The organism is Micromonospora sp. NPDC049203 (genome assembly GCF_043197215.1).
Lineage (GTDB): Bacteria > Actinomycetota > Actinomycetes > Mycobacteriales > Micromonosporaceae > Micromonospora.
In genome coordinates, this window is sequence record NZ_JBICSV010000003.1 from 214,625 (window position 1) to 232,083 (window position 17,459).

The 17,459-nt window shown below is 73.6% G+C and carries 15 protein-coding genes; 6 read left to right on the top strand and 9 right to left on the bottom strand.

Going from position 1 to position 17,459, the window contains the following annotated elements; translation table 11 throughout:
- Window positions 1–32: 32 nt before the first annotated feature.
- Window positions 33–2,156 carry a PhoX family phosphatase gene (locus ACGFIA_RS10015; RefSeq protein ID WP_357477938.1) on the bottom strand — a complete coding sequence of 708 codons (2,124 nt, stop codon included), beginning with the start codon at window positions 2,154–2,156 and terminating at the stop codon, window positions 33–35.
- 171 nt (window positions 2,157–2,327) lie between these two features.
- On the opposite strand from ACGFIA_RS10015, the gene ACGFIA_RS10020 reads away from it, so the two are divergent.
- Both ACGFIA_RS10020 and ACGFIA_RS10025 read left to right on the top strand, forming a co-directional pair.
- Window positions 2,328–2,897, top strand: a complete 570-nt coding sequence (locus ACGFIA_RS10020; protein WP_357477935.1) for a sigma-70 family RNA polymerase sigma factor — start codon at window positions 2,328–2,330, stop codon at window positions 2,895–2,897.
- Complete coding sequence (locus ACGFIA_RS10025; RefSeq protein WP_357477931.1) at window positions 2,894–3,583, top strand: zf-HC2 domain-containing protein; 690 nt, start codon at window positions 2,894–2,896, stop codon at window positions 3,581–3,583. The genes ACGFIA_RS10020 and ACGFIA_RS10025 overlap by 4 nt, the downstream gene beginning before the upstream one ends.
- Window positions 3,584–3,682: 99 nt before the next feature.
- Here the strand turns inward: ACGFIA_RS10025 and rarD are convergent, their stop codons facing one another.
- From rarD to eccE, 4 genes are all read right to left on the bottom strand, one after another.
- Window positions 3,683–4,606, bottom strand: a complete 924-nt coding sequence (rarD, locus tag ACGFIA_RS10030; protein ID WP_357477928.1) for an EamA family transporter RarD — start codon at window positions 4,604–4,606, stop codon at window positions 3,683–3,685.
- Window positions 4,603–5,091, bottom strand: coding sequence for a GNAT family N-acetyltransferase (locus tag ACGFIA_RS10035; protein ID WP_357477924.1), 489 nt, complete (start codon window positions 5,089–5,091; stop codon window positions 4,603–4,605). Before ACGFIA_RS10035 ends, rarD begins: the two co-directional genes overlap by 4 nt.
- A gap of 97 nt (window positions 5,092–5,188) precedes the next feature.
- Window positions 5,189–5,575, bottom strand: a complete 387-nt coding sequence (locus ACGFIA_RS10040) for a phage holin family protein (protein WP_357474278.1) — start codon at window positions 5,573–5,575, stop codon at window positions 5,189–5,191.
- Window positions 5,576–5,693: 118 nt separating this feature from the next.
- Window positions 5,694–7,496, bottom strand: a complete 1,803-nt coding sequence (eccE, locus tag ACGFIA_RS10045) for a type VII secretion protein EccE (RefSeq protein WP_393259492.1) — start codon at window positions 7,494–7,496, stop codon at window positions 5,694–5,696.
- A gap of 243 nt (window positions 7,497–7,739) precedes the next feature.
- Between eccE and ACGFIA_RS10050 the strand changes: the two genes are divergently transcribed.
- The gene (locus tag ACGFIA_RS10050) at window positions 7,740–8,057 is read left to right on the top strand and encodes a WXG100 family type VII secretion target (RefSeq protein ID WP_393259855.1); all 318 of its coding nucleotides are present in this window, start codon (window positions 7,740–7,742) and stop codon (window positions 8,055–8,057) included.
- Window positions 8,058–8,076: 19 nt separating this feature from the next.
- Entirely contained in the window at window positions 8,077–8,370 is a 294-nt protein-coding gene (locus ACGFIA_RS10055) for a WXG100 family type VII secretion target (protein WP_135242906.1), read from the top strand.
- 61 nt (window positions 8,371–8,431) lie between these two features.
- Here ACGFIA_RS10055 and mycP read toward each other — a convergent pair whose 3' ends face one another.
- On the bottom strand, window positions 8,432–9,655 hold the full coding sequence (mycP, locus tag ACGFIA_RS10060) for a type VII secretion-associated serine protease mycosin (protein ID WP_393259494.1): 1,224 nt from the start codon (window positions 9,653–9,655) through the stop codon (window positions 8,432–8,434).
- 152 nt (window positions 9,656–9,807) lie between these two features.
- Here mycP and ACGFIA_RS10065 point away from each other — a divergent pair, with 152 nt between their 5' ends.
- Window positions 9,808–12,810: an SseB family protein gene (locus ACGFIA_RS10065; protein ID WP_393259496.1), complete on the top strand. Its 3,003-nt coding sequence runs from the start codon at window positions 9,808–9,810 to the stop codon at window positions 12,808–12,810.
- Window positions 12,807–13,172: a hypothetical protein gene (locus ACGFIA_RS10070; protein ID WP_357391035.1), complete on the top strand. Its 366-nt coding sequence runs from the start codon at window positions 12,807–12,809 to the stop codon at window positions 13,170–13,172. Before ACGFIA_RS10065 ends, ACGFIA_RS10070 begins: the two co-directional genes overlap by 4 nt.
- A 1-nt stretch (window position 13,173) precedes the next feature.
- Here ACGFIA_RS10070 and ACGFIA_RS10075 read toward each other — a convergent pair whose 3' ends face one another.
- From ACGFIA_RS10075 to ACGFIA_RS10085, 3 genes are all read right to left on the bottom strand, one after another.
- Entirely contained in the window at window positions 13,174–14,106 is a 933-nt protein-coding gene (locus ACGFIA_RS10075) for an alpha/beta hydrolase (protein WP_357391037.1), read from the bottom strand.
- Window positions 14,107–14,206: 100 nt separating this feature from the next.
- Window positions 14,207–14,545, bottom strand: a complete 339-nt coding sequence (locus tag ACGFIA_RS10080; protein ID WP_357477910.1) for a hypothetical protein — start codon at window positions 14,543–14,545, stop codon at window positions 14,207–14,209.
- A gap of 180 nt (window positions 14,546–14,725) precedes the next feature.
- On the bottom strand, window positions 14,726–17,128 hold the full coding sequence (locus ACGFIA_RS10085) for an immune inhibitor A domain-containing protein (protein ID WP_357478256.1): 2,403 nt from the start codon (window positions 17,126–17,128) through the stop codon (window positions 14,726–14,728).
- Between the last annotated feature and the right edge of the window lie 331 nt (window positions 17,129–17,459).

The following is a 17,459-nucleotide window of genomic DNA, read 5'->3' on the forward strand; positions in this document are numbered from 1 at the left end:
GCGGTCCAGCGCCGGACCGCTCCAGGGGTGGGTCAGCTACCGATCGGGCCGCCGTCCAGACGCCAGGTGACCACCACGCCGGGCTTGGCGAAGTCGCCGTCCGGCCAGGTGGAGGCCGGGTTCTCCACCGACGCGCCGGTGACCTCGCCCGGGTGCTGCACGGCGACGAAGACCGAGCGGTTGTCACCGGTGATGAACGGGCCGCAGGTCTCCGCGCCCAGCGGCACGGTGAGGAACTGCTTCAGGTGGCCGCGCTCCGGACCCTCGACGGCGGTGGCGAACAGGCCGTCGTTGCTGCCCAGCGCGTTGCCGTCGGTGGAGATCCACAGGTTGCCGGTGGCGTCGAAGGCGACGTTGTCCGGGCAGGAGATCGGGGAGACCCTGGTCTTGTCGTACCCGGCGAAGTAGGTGGAGGCGTCGGCCGGGTCGCCGCAGACGATCGGCAGCGACCAGGAGAAGGTCTCGGCGGTGTTGTCGCCGCGCTCCTCGACCAGCTCCAGGATCTGACCGTGCCGGTTGCTGTTGCGCGGGTTCGCCTCGTCGGCCGGCGCCTTGCCGGCCTTGCCCCGGTCGCTGTTGTTCGTCAGCGCCACGTACACCTTGCCGGTGAGCAGGCTCGGCTCGACGTCCTCCGGGCGGTCCATCTTGGTCGCGCCGACCTTGTCGCCGGCCAGCCGGGTGAAGGTGAGCACGTCCGGGGCGGTCATGCCCTCGACGTACGAGCGGTTGCCGCTGACCAGCTTGATCCAGCGGCCCCGGCCGCCGAAGCCGCCGTCGGCCGGAAGCGTGCCGGAACCGTCGATCTCGGCGGCCGGGCTGTCCCCCTCGATCTTGGCGACGTAGAGCGTGCCGGACTCCAGCAGCGTCAGGTTGTGCCGCCGGGCCACCGCTGACTTCCCCGGCATGAACTTCTTGTCCGAGACGAACTTGTAGAGGTAGTCGAAGCGCTCGTCGTCGCCCATGTACGCGACCACCCGGCCGTTGCGCGCCACGATGACGTTGGCGCCCTCGTGCTTGAACCGGCCCAGCGCGGTGTGCTTGCGCGGCTTGGACTGCGGGTCGAACGGGTCGATCTCGACGATCCAGCCGAACCGGTTCGCCTCGTTGGGGTGCTTGGCCAGGTCGAAGCGCTCGTCCGCCCGCTCCCACTCGCGGCTGCCGCCGGGGTGGCGTACGTCCGTCGGGATGCCGTAGCGGGTCAGCTTCGGCTTCTGCTCCTCCGGCGCGCCGTCGCCGCCGACGAAGTACTGGTTGAAGTTCTCCTCGCCGGAGAGCACAGTGCCCCACGGGGTGACGCCACCGGCGCAGTTGTTGAGCGTGCCGATGACCGTCCGGCCCTTCGGGTCGGCGGCGGTACGCAGCCACGCCGACCCGGCGGCCGGGCCGGTCAGCTCGAACTTCGTCGCCAGCGCGGTGACCCGGCGGTTGTACTCGCGCCGCCCGCGCCGTACCGGCTGCCACTGCCCGGTGTTCTCCACCCGCTCCAGCTCGACCACGGACATGCCGTGCGCGGCCATCGCGACCCGCACCTGCTCCACCGTGAGCGCGTCCTGGCTGGTGAAGCCGGGGAACATCAGGTCCTCGTTCGTGTACTCGTGGTTGACCACGAGCAGTGCCCGCCGACGGTCGATCGGCAGCACGCCGACGAAGTCGTTGTTGTAGCCGAACTGCTTGGACTGGGCGGCGGCGGTCTGCCGGCCCAGGTTGAACGCGGGCGCGCCGGGGACGACCTCGTCACCCCAGCGGATCACGACGGAGTGGTCGTACCCGTTCGGCACGACGAGGGTGTCGAGCTTGTTCGGCGGGATCGGCTTGAACGTCAGCGCGCCGCTGCCCGGGTGGCCGGCGCCGGTGACGGCGACGTCGCCGCCGGGGGCGGGCGGGGCGGCGGGAGCGGCGGCGGCCGGGGCGGCGCCGGCGAGCGCGCCGGCGGCGGCGCCACCGAAGCCGAGCACCAGCGCGCCGACCGCGCCGGCCCGGACCACGCCGCGCCGGGAGATCTCGGTGCCGACCACGTCGCCGAAGTACGGGTTGTCGGTCGGGTTCGGCACCGGGTGGTCGCACGCGTTGCCGCACCGGTACAGGCAGGTCATCGCGTCGCGGCTGCCGTGGCGGGTGCCGCCCAGCAGCGGAAGCAGGCGAGGCCGGTCGCTCATGGGGTGGAGCCTCCTGATCGGATGTCGGGGAAGGCGCCCGGGCGAGACGGCCCGGGCGCTTACCCGCCGGACGCTGCCAGGGCCCGGTGAGCGGGGATCGGCCCGAATCTGAACCGGACGTGAACAGCTCCGCCCTGACCTGCGGATGAACCGTTCGGCGTCACGGCACGTATGGAAGGACGAACGCATCGCCCGGTTTCCCGCCGCCGGAAGCGAGGTACCGCCATCAGCGACCACGACGCCCAACTGCTGCGCGCGCTGCACGACGAGCACGCCGACGCGCTGTACGCGCACGCCCTGCGGCTGGTCAACGGCGATCGGCCCCGGGCCGAGGACCTGGTGCAGGAGACGCTGCTGCGCGCCTGGCGGCACCCCGAGTCGCTGGACCCGCGACGCGGCTCGGTACGCGCCTGGCTGTTCACCACCGCGCGGAACCTGGCCATCGACGCCTGGCGGCGACGCTCGGCCCGGGTCGGCGAGGTCTACACGGACGAGCTGCCCGAGACCGCCGAGACTGTCGACGAGACCGAGCGCGCGGTGGAGGCGTGGACCGTCGCCGAGGCGCTCAACCGGCTCAGCCCGACCCACCGGGAGGTGCTGGTCGAGTGCTTCTACCAGGGGCGTTCGGTGGCCGAGGCGGCGGCGCGGCTGGGCGTACCACCGGGGACGGTGAAGTCGCGTACCCACTACGCGCTGCGCTCACTACGGTTGGCGCTGGCCGAGATGGGGGTGACCGGATGACACGCTGCGAGTTCGCACACGACGACGGGGCGTACGTGCTCGGCGCCCTCGCCCCGGCGGACCGGGTCGCCTACGAGCGCCACCTGGCCGGCTGCGCGCAGTGCCGGGAGGCGGTGGCCGAGATCGCCGTGCTGCCCGGCCTGCTGGGCCGGCTCGACCCGGCCGGGTTGGAGCAGTTCCTGGAGGTCGGACCGGAGACGTCGCGGGTGCCCGCGCTGCTCGACGCCGCGCGCGAGCGCAAGCGCCGTGAGCGGTCGCGCTCCCGCCGACGGTACGCGCTGACAGCGCTCGCCGCCGCCGCGCTCGCGGTGCTGGCCGGCGTCGGGGTGGGGATCGTGCAGTCGCCGGGCGGCCCGGCCGAGCCGCCGGTGGCGCTGGCCTCCATGCGGCCGGTGGCCGGGACGGTGCCGGTGCACGCCGAGGTGGGGCTGACCGAGACGCCGTGGGGCACCGAGGTCACCATGCACTGCGGGTACGACAGGCGGGCCGGGCACCGGGAGGCGTACACGTTCCGGCTGGTGGCGCACGGTCCGGACGGCGCGACGGAGCAGATCGGCTCGTGGCTCGCCGCCCCCGGCGACGACCTGCGCTTCTCCGGCGTCACCCGCTTCACCAAGGGCGAGCTGGTCCGCCTGGAGCTGCTCCGAGGCACCGATTCCCCTGTCCTCGCCTACGACCTCCGCTGACCCTCGGCCGCCGCCCGCCCTCTCCCGCCTCGTCGATCTTGCGGTTTCGGCCCCCGGTGTGGGTCTTTCGCCCGCTTTGCCGGGGCGGAAAGTGCAAGATCAGCGGGACGGGGTGGGGGTGGGGGACGCGGTGCGGGCGGCCTGGCGGGTGCGGTGGGAGTGGCGCAGGGCGTCGGCGGTGAAGACCACCAGGGCGAGCCAGACCAGGGCGAAGCCGGCCAGCCGGGCCGGTGGCATCGGCTCGTGGAAGATCAGCACGCCGCAGCCGAGCTGGAGGATCGGCGCGAGGTACTGCAACATGCCGACAGTGGACAGCGGCAGCCTGTTCGCCGCCCCGGCGAAGAGCAGCAACGGGATCGCGGTGGCGGCGCCGGCGAGCACCAGCAGCGCGGTGTGCCCGGCCGAGACGTGCCCGAACGTCGAGTCGCCGCGCGCCGACAGCCACCCAAGGTAGGCCAGCGCGGGCAGCGCCAGCACCGCCGACTCGACGAACAGCCCCTCCGTGGCGGGCAGCGCGAGCCGCTTCTTGACCAGCCCGTACCCGGCGAAGCTGAACGCCAGGGTGAGCGCCAGCCAGGGCAGCCGGCCGTAGTCGACGGTGAGCACCGCCACCGCCAGCGCGCCGACACCCAGTGCCGCCCACTGCGCCCGGCGCAGCCGTTCCCGCAGCACCAGGACGCCGAACAGCACCGACACCAGCGGGTTGATGAAGTAGCCGAGCGCCGTCTCCACCACCCGGTCGGAGTTCACGCCGTAGATGTACGTGCCCCAGTTGACGGCGATCAGCGCGGCGGCCAGCCCGATGCCGGCGAGCGCGCGTCGCCGCCGGGCCAGCTTGCGCAGGAAGCGGACGTGCCGCGTGGCGGCCAGCAGCAGCGCCACGAACGCCACCGACCAGAGGATCCGGTGCGCGAGGATCTCCACCGGCCCGGCCGGGCGCAGCAGCTTCAGGTAGATCGGGAAGAAACCCCAGATCAGGTACGCGCCGACGCCGTACAGGTAGCCGAGCCGGAGCTGGTTCACGGCTCCACCGTAAGTGGCGGGCCGCCCGACTGGTCCTTATCGGTGACCGGCGTCACCCGCTGATCCAGCTCCATCCACCGATCCGTCCCGACCGGCCGGAAGCCGACCTTCGCGTAGACCCCGTGCGCGTCGAGAGTGGCCAGCAGGATCCGGCGTACGCCCAGCTCGGCCAGGTGGTCGCGGACCGCGCCGGCCAGCCAGGATCCCAGCCCGCGACCCCGCTCGGCCGGGTCCACGTACACGTCGCAGAGCCAGGCGAACGTGGCCCGGTCGGTGACCACGCGGGCGACAGCCACCTGAGCGCCGTCACCCGGCCGGTAGACGCCGAAGCCGATCGAGCCGGCGAACGCGCGTGCCACCGTCTCCCGCTCCCGCCCCAGCGCCCAGTACGCGTCGGTGGAGAGCCAGACGTGCACCCGGTCCAGGTCGAGCCGGTCCGGGTCGGTGCTGATCTCGTAGCCGTCCGCGCGGGTCAGGGTGAACACCCGGCCGAGGCTAGTACCGCGACCCGGCCCGCACGCCAGCCAATTCCCTCCTGCTGGCCTGGTGGCCCCGGCCGGCGTGACCGGCCGGGGGCCGGCGTCAGTCGCGGTCGAGGACCGCGCCGAGGATCCAGGTGACGATGCCGACGAACAGCGCGCCCAGTACCGCCTCCGGCCAGAACCCGTCCACGTGGAACGGCAGTCCGGCCTCACCGGCGATCCAGCTGGTGAGCAGGAAGAGCAGGCCGTTCACCACGAGCGCGATCAAACCGAGGGTCAGCAGGTAGAAGCCGCACCCCACGGTCTTGATGATCGGCTGGAGCACCGCGTTCACCACGCCGAAGATGACCGCGACGAGCACCAGCGTGATCACCGTCTCGACGGTCGAGCCGGAGTCGAGCGAGATGCCGGGGATGATCAGCGTGGCGAGCCAGAACGCCACGGCCGTCGAGCCAACGCGAATCAGAAGACCCTTCAGGAAATCCATGGCCGGGATCGTGCCACGGCCGTACCACCAGGGGAAGCTGCCATGCCGGGGCCTGCCGGGCCTGCCGACCTGCTGGGCTGTGCGGGCGCACCGGGCCGCCGCCTGCCGGGCCGGTGCCTCAGTGCCGGGCCGGACGGCCGACGAGTTGCGACTCGACGGGTGTGGGCGAGAGCAGCGCCCAGCGCAGGGCCCGCCGGTTGACCACCGCCACCATGTCGTCGCGGATCCGGGTCAGCCACTCGGCGGAGCCGCCCAGACCCAGCGCCGCGCCCGCCAACGCGGCCTCGTCCGGGTCGAGCGGCTGGAGGACGGCCAGGTCCGCGCGGGCCAACGCGGGCGCGTCGGCCGGCGTCAGCTCGTCGCGCACCACCAGGACCGACTGCCAGGCAGCGGCTGGACCGGCCTCCGGCGGCACCGGGCCGGCGTCCACCACCACCAGCAGCGGGTGCAGCGGCGAGCCGGGGGCGCCGCCGATCGGGCGCCCCGGTGGAAGCAGCGGTACGCCACCACCGAGCGTCCCGACGCCGCGCGCGAACGGCTCCCAGAACCGGGGACGGCCGGTCTGCACCACCACGCGCGCGCCGAGCGCCAGCGCCCGCAGCAGGAGAAGCTGCGCCGCGGGCACGCCGCCGACGAGCAGCACCCGGGTCGGGGCCGGCCGGAACAGCCGCACGGTGAGCGCGGTGCCGTGCCGGTTGGCGCCCACCATCAGCCCGGCGGCGGCCGAGGGCAGGTCCAGTGCGGGCGGAGGCGACCCGGCCGCCGGGATGACCCCCGCAGAGGCCGCCAACGGCAGCGTGGCGGCCAGCCCGGCCAGGTGCTCACCGTCGAGCCGGCGCAGCTCACCGCCGACGTCCCCGGTGACCCGGCGCAGCGTGCGTTCCGCGGCCGACAACTCGGCCGGGCTCCCGGCAGCCACCCGTACCGCCAGCTCGGCCGGGACCGGTGCCGGGCCGGTGCGCGGACCGACGGTGAGCGCGACGGTGGTGGCGGTGGCGGGCAGCGCGAGCAGTCGCCCGACCAGCCCGCGAGCCGCCTCGCCGTGCGGATCCGGCCACCGGCGCAACCGCCAGGTGGCCTGCGTCAAGCCACCCACGGTGAGCAGTGGCCAGGTCTCCCGCACCGGTGCGCCGGGCTCGTGATGGGCCAGCTCGGCGATCACCCGCAACGCCGCGTCGCCGCCCAGCGGCCGGGCGGTGAGCGGGCCGAGCCGGCGGACCAGCCGCCGCAGGGTGCCGGACAGCGTACGCAACAGGTCCTCGTCCGGCCGGCCGTCGGCGCGCAGCACCTGGACGGCCAGCACCACGCGTGCCCGCCCGGCCACCCGCCCGTCGGTGAGCTGGCGGTACGACGTCCCGGCCGGGCCGCCGGCGATCGCGGGCGCGGGTGCGGGCGACGACGAGAACACCAGTTGCAGTCGGATCGCGGGGGCGTCCGGACCGGCCGGGGGCAGCAGGTCGAACGGCGTCGGCAGATCGCGGGCGTGCTCGCCGAGCAGGTCGTCCGGGTCGCCCAGCTCCAGCAGCGCGGTCAGGCCGGCGGCGTCGTGCAGCACGGCGGCGCCGCCGGACGCCTCCGTCGCCCCGATCACCGAACCCGGCCGGAGCAGTTCCAGCAGCGCCACCGGATCGGCTGCCGGTGACAGGGCGCGGCGCCGGGTCAGGTACGCGGCGGCGGTGGCGAGCCACTCGTGCAGCCATCGGCCCCGCACCCGCACCCACGCGGCCGGCAGCAGCAGCGCGGCCGACAGCAGCGCGACGGCCGTCGGCACCATGCCCCGCCCGGCGGCCGCGATCACGACCGCCGCTGCCACCTGGGTCGCCACGATCTGGCCGGCGCGCAGTCGGGCTGCCGGACGGGTCGTCCACTGTGGTGTTCGGACCGGGGCGGACGCGTGCCGCTCGGACGTGCTCGCGGTCACCGCACCTCCTCGCCGGACCTCCGCGTGACGCTGCCGTGGCTCATCGTAGTGGGCTGGTTGTCCACAGGGGAGCCCGCAGGGGTGGCAGAACCGGAGTCGGGCGGCTACCGTCAGCGACGAAATCGTCGAGATGCGTGCTCGCCGCCGCCAGGCTTCCCCTCCACCGGCCCCGGGCGCCGCCGACGAGTCCACGGTGGTCACACGCTGGCCAGCCACGACCGAGGAGACGAGGTGACGTCCGGGATGTCCCAGACCCAGGCAGAAGCCGCGGTGATGCAGCAGACCGCCGCGAAGTTCGAGCAGGTCGACCAGTCGCTCCAGACCATGCTCAGCGGCCTGATGGCCGAGCTGGAGGTGCTGCAACAGGCCTGGCGGGGTGCCGGCGGGCGCTCGTTCGCGCAGGTCAAGCAGCAGTGGGCACGGGATCAGGCCACCCTTCAGCGAGCGCTGCGCGAGACGGCCACCGCGATCCGCACCGCCGGCCGGCAGTACGACGTCTCCGACACCGAGGCCGCCGGCCGGGTGGCGGGCACCAACCGCGGCATCCAGCTGCCCCTCTGACAACCGGAAGGATCGACTCATGGAGCACGGTGTGCTGGTCGTCAACTTCGCCGCCCTGCAACAGGCCGGCGCCGACATCCAACGGGCGCTGTCCACACTGGAAAGCCAGCTCGGTCAGCTCGAACGCGACGCCGCCCCGCTGGTGGCGAGCTGGAACGGCGAGGCCCGCGAGGCGTACGAGGTGCGGCAGTCCCGGTGGCGGGCCGCCTCGCAGGATCTCCAGGCGATGCTGCGCGACATCAAGCTCGCGGTGGAGGACTCCGCGGCCGACTACCTCGACACCGAGAAGCGCAACGCCAACCTGTTCCAGTGAACCGACGCCGCGCGGCCCGGGCAGGTGACCCGGGCCGCGCGGCTGCGTCTGTGACCGGCGGTCATCTCGGCGCCGCCGTCCCGGCCGGGTCGGCCGCCCGCCATCGCCTGCGCGCGCCGCGCGGCAGCACCAGGGCGAGCGCCGCGACGAGTGCCACCGCCCCGCCCGCGACGGCGGCGGCCGGCAGCGCCCGATCCCGGGCTGTGTCCCGGCGCGACTGGCGGGCGAGGGCGGCCGGATCGGGACGGTCGGCGGGAAGCACCGCACCCGGCCGGCTACGGGGACCCGCCGCGCCGGCCGACTCGGTCACCGCCCGGTACGGGTTCAGCACCCCCGCGCCGTAGCCCGCGTCCCGGCCCGGTGCGGGGTCGGCGGCGGCCATGATGCGTCCGGCCACCTCGTCGGCGCTCAGCCCGGGCCGGTACTGGCGTAGCAACGCCGCGGTGCCCGACACGAACGGGGTGGCGTAGCTGGTCCCCTCCGCCCGCTGGTGTCCCGCCCGGGGCGCCGCCATCAGCACCTCGCTACCCGGGGCGACCACGTCCACGTACGAGCCGGTCTGGGAGAACGCGGACCGCGTCCCGTCCCGCCCGATCGCACCGACGCCGAGCACCCCCTCGTACGCCGCCGGATAGGGCCGGGGATCCCCGTTGTCGTGCAGGTTCCCGGCGGCGGCCACCACCACCACGTCCCGCCGCACCGCGTAGGCGACGGCGGCGCGTACGGCCGGGTCGTCCGCGTACAGCACGACCGACAGGTTCAGCACGTCGGCGTCGTGATCCACGGCCCAGCGGATGGCCCGGGCGAATCCGGCCGCGTCGACCGTGCGCCCCGACTCCCGCCCCTCGACCACCTGCTGCTCGCTCACCCGTACCGGCAGGATGCGCACGCCCGGCGCGAGGCCGCGGAACGCGACGCCGGGCTGCGGCACGGCGGCGATGATGCTCGCCACGCCGGTGCCGTGCCCGGCGCAGTCCCGGGTGCCGTCCCCGCCCCGGTCGAGGAAGTCGGCGCCGTCGAGAACGCGGCCGGCCAACTGTGGATGGGACCTGTCCACTCCCGAGTCGACTACCGCGACCACGACTCCGGCGCCGGTCGCGAGCGGGGTGAGCCGGTCCGGGGCGTACCGTTGCTGCGGCCACGGCTGGTCCGCCACCGGGCGGACCGGCGCGAGCGGCCCGGCGCAGCCGGCCGGCGCGGCGGCCGTCGCCGGGGCGGCCGGAGACGCGGTGACGAGGAGCGTCGCCAGAGTGGCCACAACGGGGTACGCGACTGGCCGAGACATCGACGACCTCCGTAATGTGTCGACTCCGGAACGGGATGTTAGCGGCTCGTTCGGTTCGGGGCCGACCGTCGATGGGCAGAAGTCCTGATGTTGCCGCGACCTTGTAGGTTGTAGGCGATGCCTGTGGCCTGTTCGCGGAAGGAGAGGTGGCCGTGACCGGATGGGAGCCGGCCACCGAGGCCGAGGTGGCGATGCGGGACGCGCTGCGTGCGCAGGACCAGCAGCAGTACTTCCGCGTGCTGACCCGCGTCGATCTCCTGCTTCCGGTAGCGGGTGGGCCGGCCGCCGGGTGGGGCACCTGGACCGCCGAGGGCCGCACCCACGTGCTGGCCTTCACCTCCGCCGCCGCGCTGCGCGCGAGCCTGGGCGAGAACGCGGGGCCCACCCGCCGCGTCCCCTACCCGGATCTGGCGGCCGGCTGGCCCAACCCCGAGTGGTGGCTGGCGGTGAATCCCGGCCTGCCGATCGAGGGCTACCTGCCCGCCTGGTACGTCGCTCAGCTCTCCCGGGGCGACGTCCGGCTGCCCGGCCGCACCATGGGCGCCCGCGCCCGGCTGGAGCGCGTGGAGAGCGCCACCCGGGCGGCCCGGAACGCGGTGCCCGAGGCCGCGCCCCGACCGCCGGCCGTTCCCGTCCCGCCTGCCGCTGTTCCGCCGCCGAGCATGCCGTCCGCCGCGATGCCGCCGCCGGCCGTACCCTCCGCCGTTGTTCCGCCATCGGTCGTGCCGCCTCCGGCCGTACCGCCGGTCGCGGGGGCGCCGGGCGGGGACGAGCGGCTGGTGGAAACCGGCGAGCCGCCGACGGTGCCGATGCGGGCCGCCTCGGTCCTGGGGCGACGGCTGCCCACCGTGCCGCCGCGCCGCCGGGCAGCGGACGCCGACGTCCCGGGCCGCGCCGCCGCCGAGCCGGATACGGACGCCCTCGACGGCTGGCTCACCGACCTGCGCCGCCGCCCGGACGAGCCGGACCCCTTCGCGGCCGCCCCGGCGGCACCCGCCGACGAGCCGTCGGTGGCCACCGCGCCGCCGCCGTCCCGTTCCTTCTTCGAACCCTCGTCCGGTGGCCGCTCGGCCCGGCGCCCGTCGACGCTGGACCCGTCACGCCGGGCCGGCGACCGGGCCACCCCGCCGACCCGGTTCGCCGGTGGGCAGCCGTTCCCGCGCCGACGGCCGCTGAACGAGCCGGTCCGCGAAGGCCCCACCCACCCGTTCCCGGCGCGTACGGACGAGCCGCCGCCCGCGTCCCGCTCGGAGGAGGCGACCCGGGCGTTCCGGCCCACCCGCCCGCCCGAGGAGGACGCGACCGAGGCGCTGCCCCGGCGGCACGCTCCACCCGCTCCGGCGGCGCACGCCGACCCGGTCACGGCCGGACCCGCGGCCACGGCTGACGGGTGGGGGGCCGCACCGGGCGGCAGTGCGGCCGAGACCGGGTGGGAGACGGTCGACGAGCCGGCGGAGGAACTGTCCCCGTCGTTCGCCGAACCGGTCTCCGCGCCGCCCGCGCCACGCCGCGACTTCACACCCATCGTCATCGAGGGCACCGTCATCGAGGCCCGCGACCTGACCGAGCCCGCGCCGTTCTGGTCCGCGCAGCAGGCCGGCCCGGCGCGCCCGGAACCGGCCGGGGGCGCGGCAGCGCCATGGGGCGGCACGGGCGATCCGACCGTGTCGTCGCCCGTGGAGCCGCTGGTCGCCGACGACACGGTGAACCTCGCCGAGCCGGCGCCGGCCCAGGCCGGCGTGACCGGCACGCCGGACCGGAGCACGCCGCTCAACGATCCGACGGTGTCGCTCGGGCCGGGTTCCGAGGAACCTACGACGTCACTGTTCGAGCCGTCGGCCCCGGCAGGCGAAGCCACCGCGCCGCTGTTCGCGCCGTCGCCGTCGGCGGACCAGACGGTCTCGCTGTTCGACCCTGCGCCGGCCGAGCCGCTGTCCGGTCCGGCTGAGGCCGAGCCGACGGTGTCGTTGTTCGACCGGGTGCCGACCCAGCCGCTGACCGGCCCGGCACCGGCCGAGCCCGTGCCGGCGGAACAGCCGACCGTGTCCCTCTTCGAGCCGGTGACCGACGAGCCGGTCACCACTGCGCTGTTCGCGCCCGGTGACCCGACTGTGGCGCTGTCCACGCCGGCCCCGGTGGAGCCCGCGACCGTCGACCCGCCACCCGCCGCCGGACCGAGCACCGCGGACGCGGCTGCCGACTTCGTGCCGGCGAACGACGTGGAGGAGGACCTGCTGGCCGCCGCGGGCAGCGGAAGCACCGACGGCTTCCTCACCACCCTGCTGCTGGCCCGGGTGCTGCTGCCGGTCGCGCCTGATTCGGCCGCCGGCAGCCGGCCGGGTGACCCCGGCTTCGTCTGGCACACCGAGCCGGTCGACGGCGAGACGTGCGTCTCTGTCTACACCTCGCCGGAGCGCCTGGCGGAGCACACCGAGGGCCAGGTCGAGACGGTACGGGTGAAGTTCGTCCAGCTCATCCGCAGGTGGCCGGACGCGGCCTGGTCGTTCCGGGTCAACCCGGGCAGTCCGGTGGGCGCGTCGTACCCCGGGGAGCAGGTCCTCGCACTGGCCAACTGGGCGGCCGAGGTGGGCCTGGGCGACGATCCGGAGCCCGCCGCCGCGCCGCAGCCGGCGGAGCGACCGCGTCCGCAGGGGCACCCGGTCACCGACAACCGGCCGGTGACCATGCAGAAGGTGATCGCGGCGAGCCAGCTCGCCTACTACCTGGAGCGGGGCTACGACCGCGTCTCCGGATTCGTGCACCGGGCCGGGGAACTGGCACACCTGCGTACGCCGGTGGAGCTGTACCGTGCGCTCGGGCTCGGCCACCCGGGTTCGCCGTTCTCCCCCGACGACGAGGAGATCTACCTGCTGCGGTGGCCCGCCTACCGGCCGAGCCTCTACCGGATCCCGTACGGCGGCCCGAACGAGGCGGCGATGCGGGCGATGGAGGGCTGGGTGATCGAGCGGCCCCCGTTCCGTGGCAACGGCTTCGCGCCGGGGGAGAGCAGCGACGTGATCGCGGAGTTCAAGGTGGACAGTGCGCGGCTTCCGCACGGCGCCGAGCTGTGGCGGGTCGGCGCGGACGGTGACAGCAGGCTGGTCGCGGTCCTGGACACCGACGAGCTGCTGTGGCGCAAGGCGGCCGAGGCGTGAGCCGCGACGGCTACGTGGCCCGCTGGCGGGGGCGGGAGTACCAGGCCAGTCCTGACGGGGACGACGTCCGCCTGTACCAGCCCGGCCCGGACGACGGATTCACCGAGGTGCGTCCCGGCCGGTACGTCCGGGTGGTGCCGGCCACCGAGGTCGACGATCTGGCGTACGTGCGGACCACCTGCACCTGGCAGGGGCAGCCGTTCATCGTGCTGGCCGAGCACGAGGGCTGGCTGCGGCTGGAGTACACAGGTGGGCGCTGGCCGGTGGCTGAGGCGATGGGGCTGGAGGCGTTCGACTTCGGCGTCTACCAGGGCTGGGCACCCGCTGCCGAGGTGGCCGACCTCGGCGAGCAGCGGGTCTGAGTCAGGACTTCGCCCAGCGCAGGACCTCGCCGAGCACCAGGTCCCGCGCCTCCACGTGCGGGAAGTGCCCCACGTCGTCGAGCAGCCGCCACTCGTACGGGGCGGTGACGTAGCGACCGGAGCCCTGGGCGGTGCGGGGCAGTGAGGCCTGGTCGAGTGCGCCGTGCAGTTGCAGGGTCGGCGTGACCAGCGGCCTCTGCATCAGCTTCACGAAGCGGTAGCCGTGCAGCCGCAGCACCGAGCGGAACGCCCAGCGGTAGCCCTCCATCGCGCAGAACGCGGCCTGCGGGATCTGCATCGCCACCCGGCAGCAGTGGGCGTAGTCGGCGAAGTCGGGACCGGACACCCAGCGCGGCCCGCCCCACCGGCGCAGCGTCTCCTCCACCTCGGCGGCGCCGTCCCGGGTCAGTACGTGCTCGTAGCGGGGGAGCTGGAACTTCAGCGTCGCGGTGGCCGAGGTGAACTGGCCGCGCGGGTCGGCGAAGATGGCCGCCCGCAGCCGCAGCGGGTGCGGTGCGCCGAGCACCACGAGCCGCCGGACCAGGGTCGGGTGGAAGGAGGCGGCGGTCCAGCCGATCAGCCCGCCCGCACCGGTGCCGACCACCGTGGCCGACCGCTCCCCGAGCGCCCGGATCAGGCCGGCGACGTCGGCGGCGAGCGTGTAGCCGTCGTACCCCCGGGGTGGTTTGTCGCTCGCGCCGTAACCGCGCAGGTCGACAGCGACCGCCCGGAAGCCCGCGTCGGCGACCGCCGGCAGCATCTCGTGCCAGGCATACCAGTATTCGGGGAAGCCGTGCAGGAAGAGCACCATCGGACCGGTGCCCGCCTCGACGACGTGGAACCGGCTGCCGTTGGCGCCGACGAACCGGTGCGTCCACGGCCCCTCGGGCAGTACGCAGGACTCGTCGACGGGTCCGCCGCGCTGGTCGGTCATGGGGCACAGCCTAGGGCCGCCGGTGGCCCACCGGCCCCGCAGGTGACCAGGATCAGGGATTTCTCCGGGCGGGCACCCGGAGTCGCGTAGCTACCGGACGTCATTCATTGACGATCCGCATCGGGATGCCGGGCCCGCAGTCGACGGCGCGGTCCCGCGCGGTGAGCCGTAGCGTGACCAGGTCGCCCTTGCGCAGCTCGCCGGCGTTCGGGCCGTACACCGCGTACTCCGTGCCGTTCTCGTCCATCAGCCCGTAGCACGGCCCGGACCCGCCCCGGGTGATCCAGCCGACGACGACGCCGGTGGGCCGGTTGTCGGTCGGCTTCTTCGGCGGGCCGGCGGGCCGGCGCAGCGTCGGCAGGTCGGTGGCGGACAGCGGGGTGGGGCGATCAGCGGGCGCGCCGGCGCCGCTCGGGGCCGGCTGGGGGTCGTCAGGCACGGATCCTCCGTCTCCGCCGCACCCCCGTGCCGGCGAGCGGCACCAGCGCGAGGGCGGCCGGCAGCGTGGCACGGGGCGTCACCCGGATGGGACGCCGGCGGGGTGCGCCGGGTTCCCCGCAAAGGGCGATGCCCGGGCGGTTCACCCGCCCGGGCATCGCGTCGTGCGTCGATCAGTGGATCAGGAGAAGCGGACCTTCATCGAGGTGCCGTTCTGCTCCAGGACCTTGATCTTGGTGCCGGTGGCCGGGAGCTTGACGCCGTGGTTCGGCAGCTCCGGGTACCAGTACTGCTTGGTGTCGTCGAACAGCGGCTGCGCCGCCTGGCCGCGGATGTACTGCGGCTGGCTGTTGAGGTGCAGCGTGAACGAGTCGGCCTTCTTCAGGCTGAACGGCGCGTCGTAGACCTGGACGCGGGCTCGCCAGGGCTGCCCGGTCAGGTTGTAGATCGGCCGCGGGTGCGCGTCGATGATCATGTTCCGACCCTCACCCGGGTGCGCGAACGTGTCGTTGTCCGCGAACCGGAGGTTCCAGTAGGAGATCAGCAGACCCTCCTGGTACGCGTAGTGGTCCACGTAGTCCGGGCGGGTGTTCGCGTAGCCGAAGAAGTACGGGCCGGTCTTGAGGTACTTGTCGTACGAGACGTACGACCGGTTGCCGGCGATGTAGAAGTTGTCGAACTTACGGGTGTAGGTCTCCTCGACGATGCTGAAGCCGCTGAGGGTCCAGCCGTTCGCGCCGGCCTCGGCGCCGTCGGTGAGGAGCGTCTGACCGTCGGCGGTCACGGTGATCGCGTCACCGTAGAAGCCGCCCTCGGAGACACCGCCGTCCGTCTGGTAGCGGAGCCGGAACTGCACGACCTTGCCGGCGACCGCGTCCATCGGGATGTTGATGTCGACCCACTGGTCGTTGCTGGAGCCGTCCAGGGCGTAGCGCCCGGGGGAGATCTCCTTCAGCGGGGCGCCGTTGGCCGTACCGGGCAGCGAGGCCCAGGTCTGGCCACCGTCGGTGGACGCCTCGAAGAACAGGTAGTCGTAGTCCGCCTCGATGCTGTAACGACCCTTCATCGACAGCGCGGCGCTGGTCTTCCCGGTGAGGTCGACAGTGCGCGTCATCGCGTTGTTCAGGTCGTCGTCGTTGCCCGAGAAGAACTGCTTCGTACCCTCGAACGGCTTGCCGTTCTGGAACGTGTACTCCCGCTGCGGCAGCACCACCACGGCAGCCTGGGCCTTGTTGGAGTTGTACTCCTGCGGGCCGAGCTGGAGGGTGCGCTTCTGTCCGGCCACCACGACCTCGTAGTCGAGCCAGCCGAGCTGGAGCTTGTTCCACGCGCCGAGGTCGCCGCCGCGCTCGCCGATGCCACCGTCGTTCTTGGCACCGAGCCGGCTCTGGGCCATCAGGGTCCAGTGCTCGTTGTTGTTGTCCCCACCACTGACCACGTTGTAGTCGTCCGGCAGACCGAGGTCGTGGCCGTACTCGTGGTAGAAGACGCTCCGGCCACCGTTCTCCGGCTGGATCGTGTAGTCACCGATCCAGACGCCGGTGTTGCCGATCTGGGTGCCGCCGGCCGGGAAGTTCTCCGGGCCGGTGTTGCCCTGGTCGCTGGCGAAGGCGTACCACCGGTGGCTCCAGATGGCGTCCTCACCCTGGTACGGGTCACCGTCGGCCTCGTCGCCGCCGGCGTGGACGATCTGGAAGTGGTCGATGTAGCCGTCCGGCTCGTTGAAGTTGCCGTCGCCGTCGAAGTCGTACCGGTCCCACTGGTCCATCGCCTTGACGTCCGCGGCGATCTCCGCGTCGGAGCGGCCCTGCGCCTTCTGGTCGGCGACCCACTGGTTGGCGGCGTCGCGGACCAGCGCCCAGGTGTTGGTGCAGACGTTCGAGGCGCACGGGTAGCCGCCGGAGCGGCCGTAGCGAGCCTCGTTGTACCGCACCTTCACCCAGTTGGTGACCTCGCCGTCGACGCTGTACCGACCCGAGGACTGGGCCTCGTAGTACTGCTTCAGCGACTCGTCACCCGGGTTGGTGCCGAAGTACAGCTGCCGGTAGTGGTCGGCGCTGTAGTCGGCCTGCCACACGGTGGAGTTGTCCACCGCCCGGTTGGGCTGCGGGATCTGGTTGACGCGCGGTCCGTCGAACCGGGCCGGACCCGGGATGTTCGGGTTCGTGTCCTGGTCCGGGTAGCTCGGGTGCCGCTCGTCGCCGAACTCCGCGAGGATGACGAAGATCTTGTCGGTCTGCTTGCGGGAGAGTTCGACGTACTGGTCCTTGACCGGGCCCTTGCCGGCCTTGGTGCTCTTGGCGGACCTGCCCGCCGAGGGACCCGCGGCAGCGCGCTCGCCGACCTTGACGACCGTGCTGCCGTTGATCTTCTCGGCCTTCGCCCTGCCGGACAGGACCTCGCTCAGGCCCTCCTGGCGCAGCGCGCGCCGCTTCTCCTCGAGCGGGTTGGGCAGGTCGTGCTCAGCCTGCGCAGGCTCGGCCACCGACGGAGCGGCGGCCGGCAGCTTCGGCGTCGGCGCGGCGCTGGCGGCCGTGCCTGCCACCAAGCCCGTCGCGGTCAGCGAAAGCCCGAGCAGACCCACTGCGACTTTGCGCACGTGGTACCTCCGGTGTGAGGGAACCGGCCCAACTGGGGGTACGGGCCGGTGGAGCGTCCCACTAGTGGGACCAAGGGTGAACATAGACACTGCTGCGACTGGTGGGAAGATGTGTGCGTCGATTTGTAGCAACTTTTTGTTGGGGATGCTTTTCGCCGTCACACACCGGCCTGTCACCGAGCCGTTGACCAGCAGCGATGTCTCGATCATGGATTGCAGTGACAGTCATGGATTAAGCGGTAACGCGGAAGGGGGGGGGGGGGGGGGGGGGGGGGGGGGGGGCCCCCCCCCCCCCCGGGGGGGGGGGGGCGCGCCC

Excerpts from the sequence above, each read along its gene's own strand:
- ACGFIA_RS10040 (WP_357474278.1), bottom strand. The coding sequence starts at position 5,575 with ATGGATTTCCTGAAGGGTCTTCTGATTCGCGTTGGCTCGACGGCCGTG.
- ACGFIA_RS10050 (WP_393259855.1), top strand. The coding sequence starts at position 7,740 with ATGTCCCAGACCCAGGCAGAAGCCGCGGTGATGCAGCAGACCGCCGCG.
- ACGFIA_RS10025 (WP_357477931.1), top strand. The coding sequence starts at position 2,894 with ATGACACGCTGCGAGTTCGCACACGACGACGGGGCGTACGTGCTCGGC.
- ACGFIA_RS10075 (WP_357391037.1), bottom strand. The coding sequence starts at position 14,106 with ATGACCGACCAGCGCGGCGGACCCGTCGACGAGTCCTGCGTACTGCCC.
- ACGFIA_RS10015 (WP_357477938.1), bottom strand. The coding sequence starts at position 2,156 with ATGAGCGACCGGCCTCGCCTGCTTCCGCTGCTGGGCGGCACCCGCCAC.
- ACGFIA_RS10055 (WP_135242906.1), top strand. The coding sequence starts at position 8,077 with ATGGAGCACGGTGTGCTGGTCGTCAACTTCGCCGCCCTGCAACAGGCC.
- ACGFIA_RS10020 (WP_357477935.1), top strand. The coding sequence starts at position 2,328 with ATGGAAGGACGAACGCATCGCCCGGTTTCCCGCCGCCGGAAGCGAGGT.
- mycP (WP_393259494.1), bottom strand. The coding sequence starts at position 9,655 with ATGTCTCGGCCAGTCGCGTACCCCGTTGTGGCCACTCTGGCGACGCTC.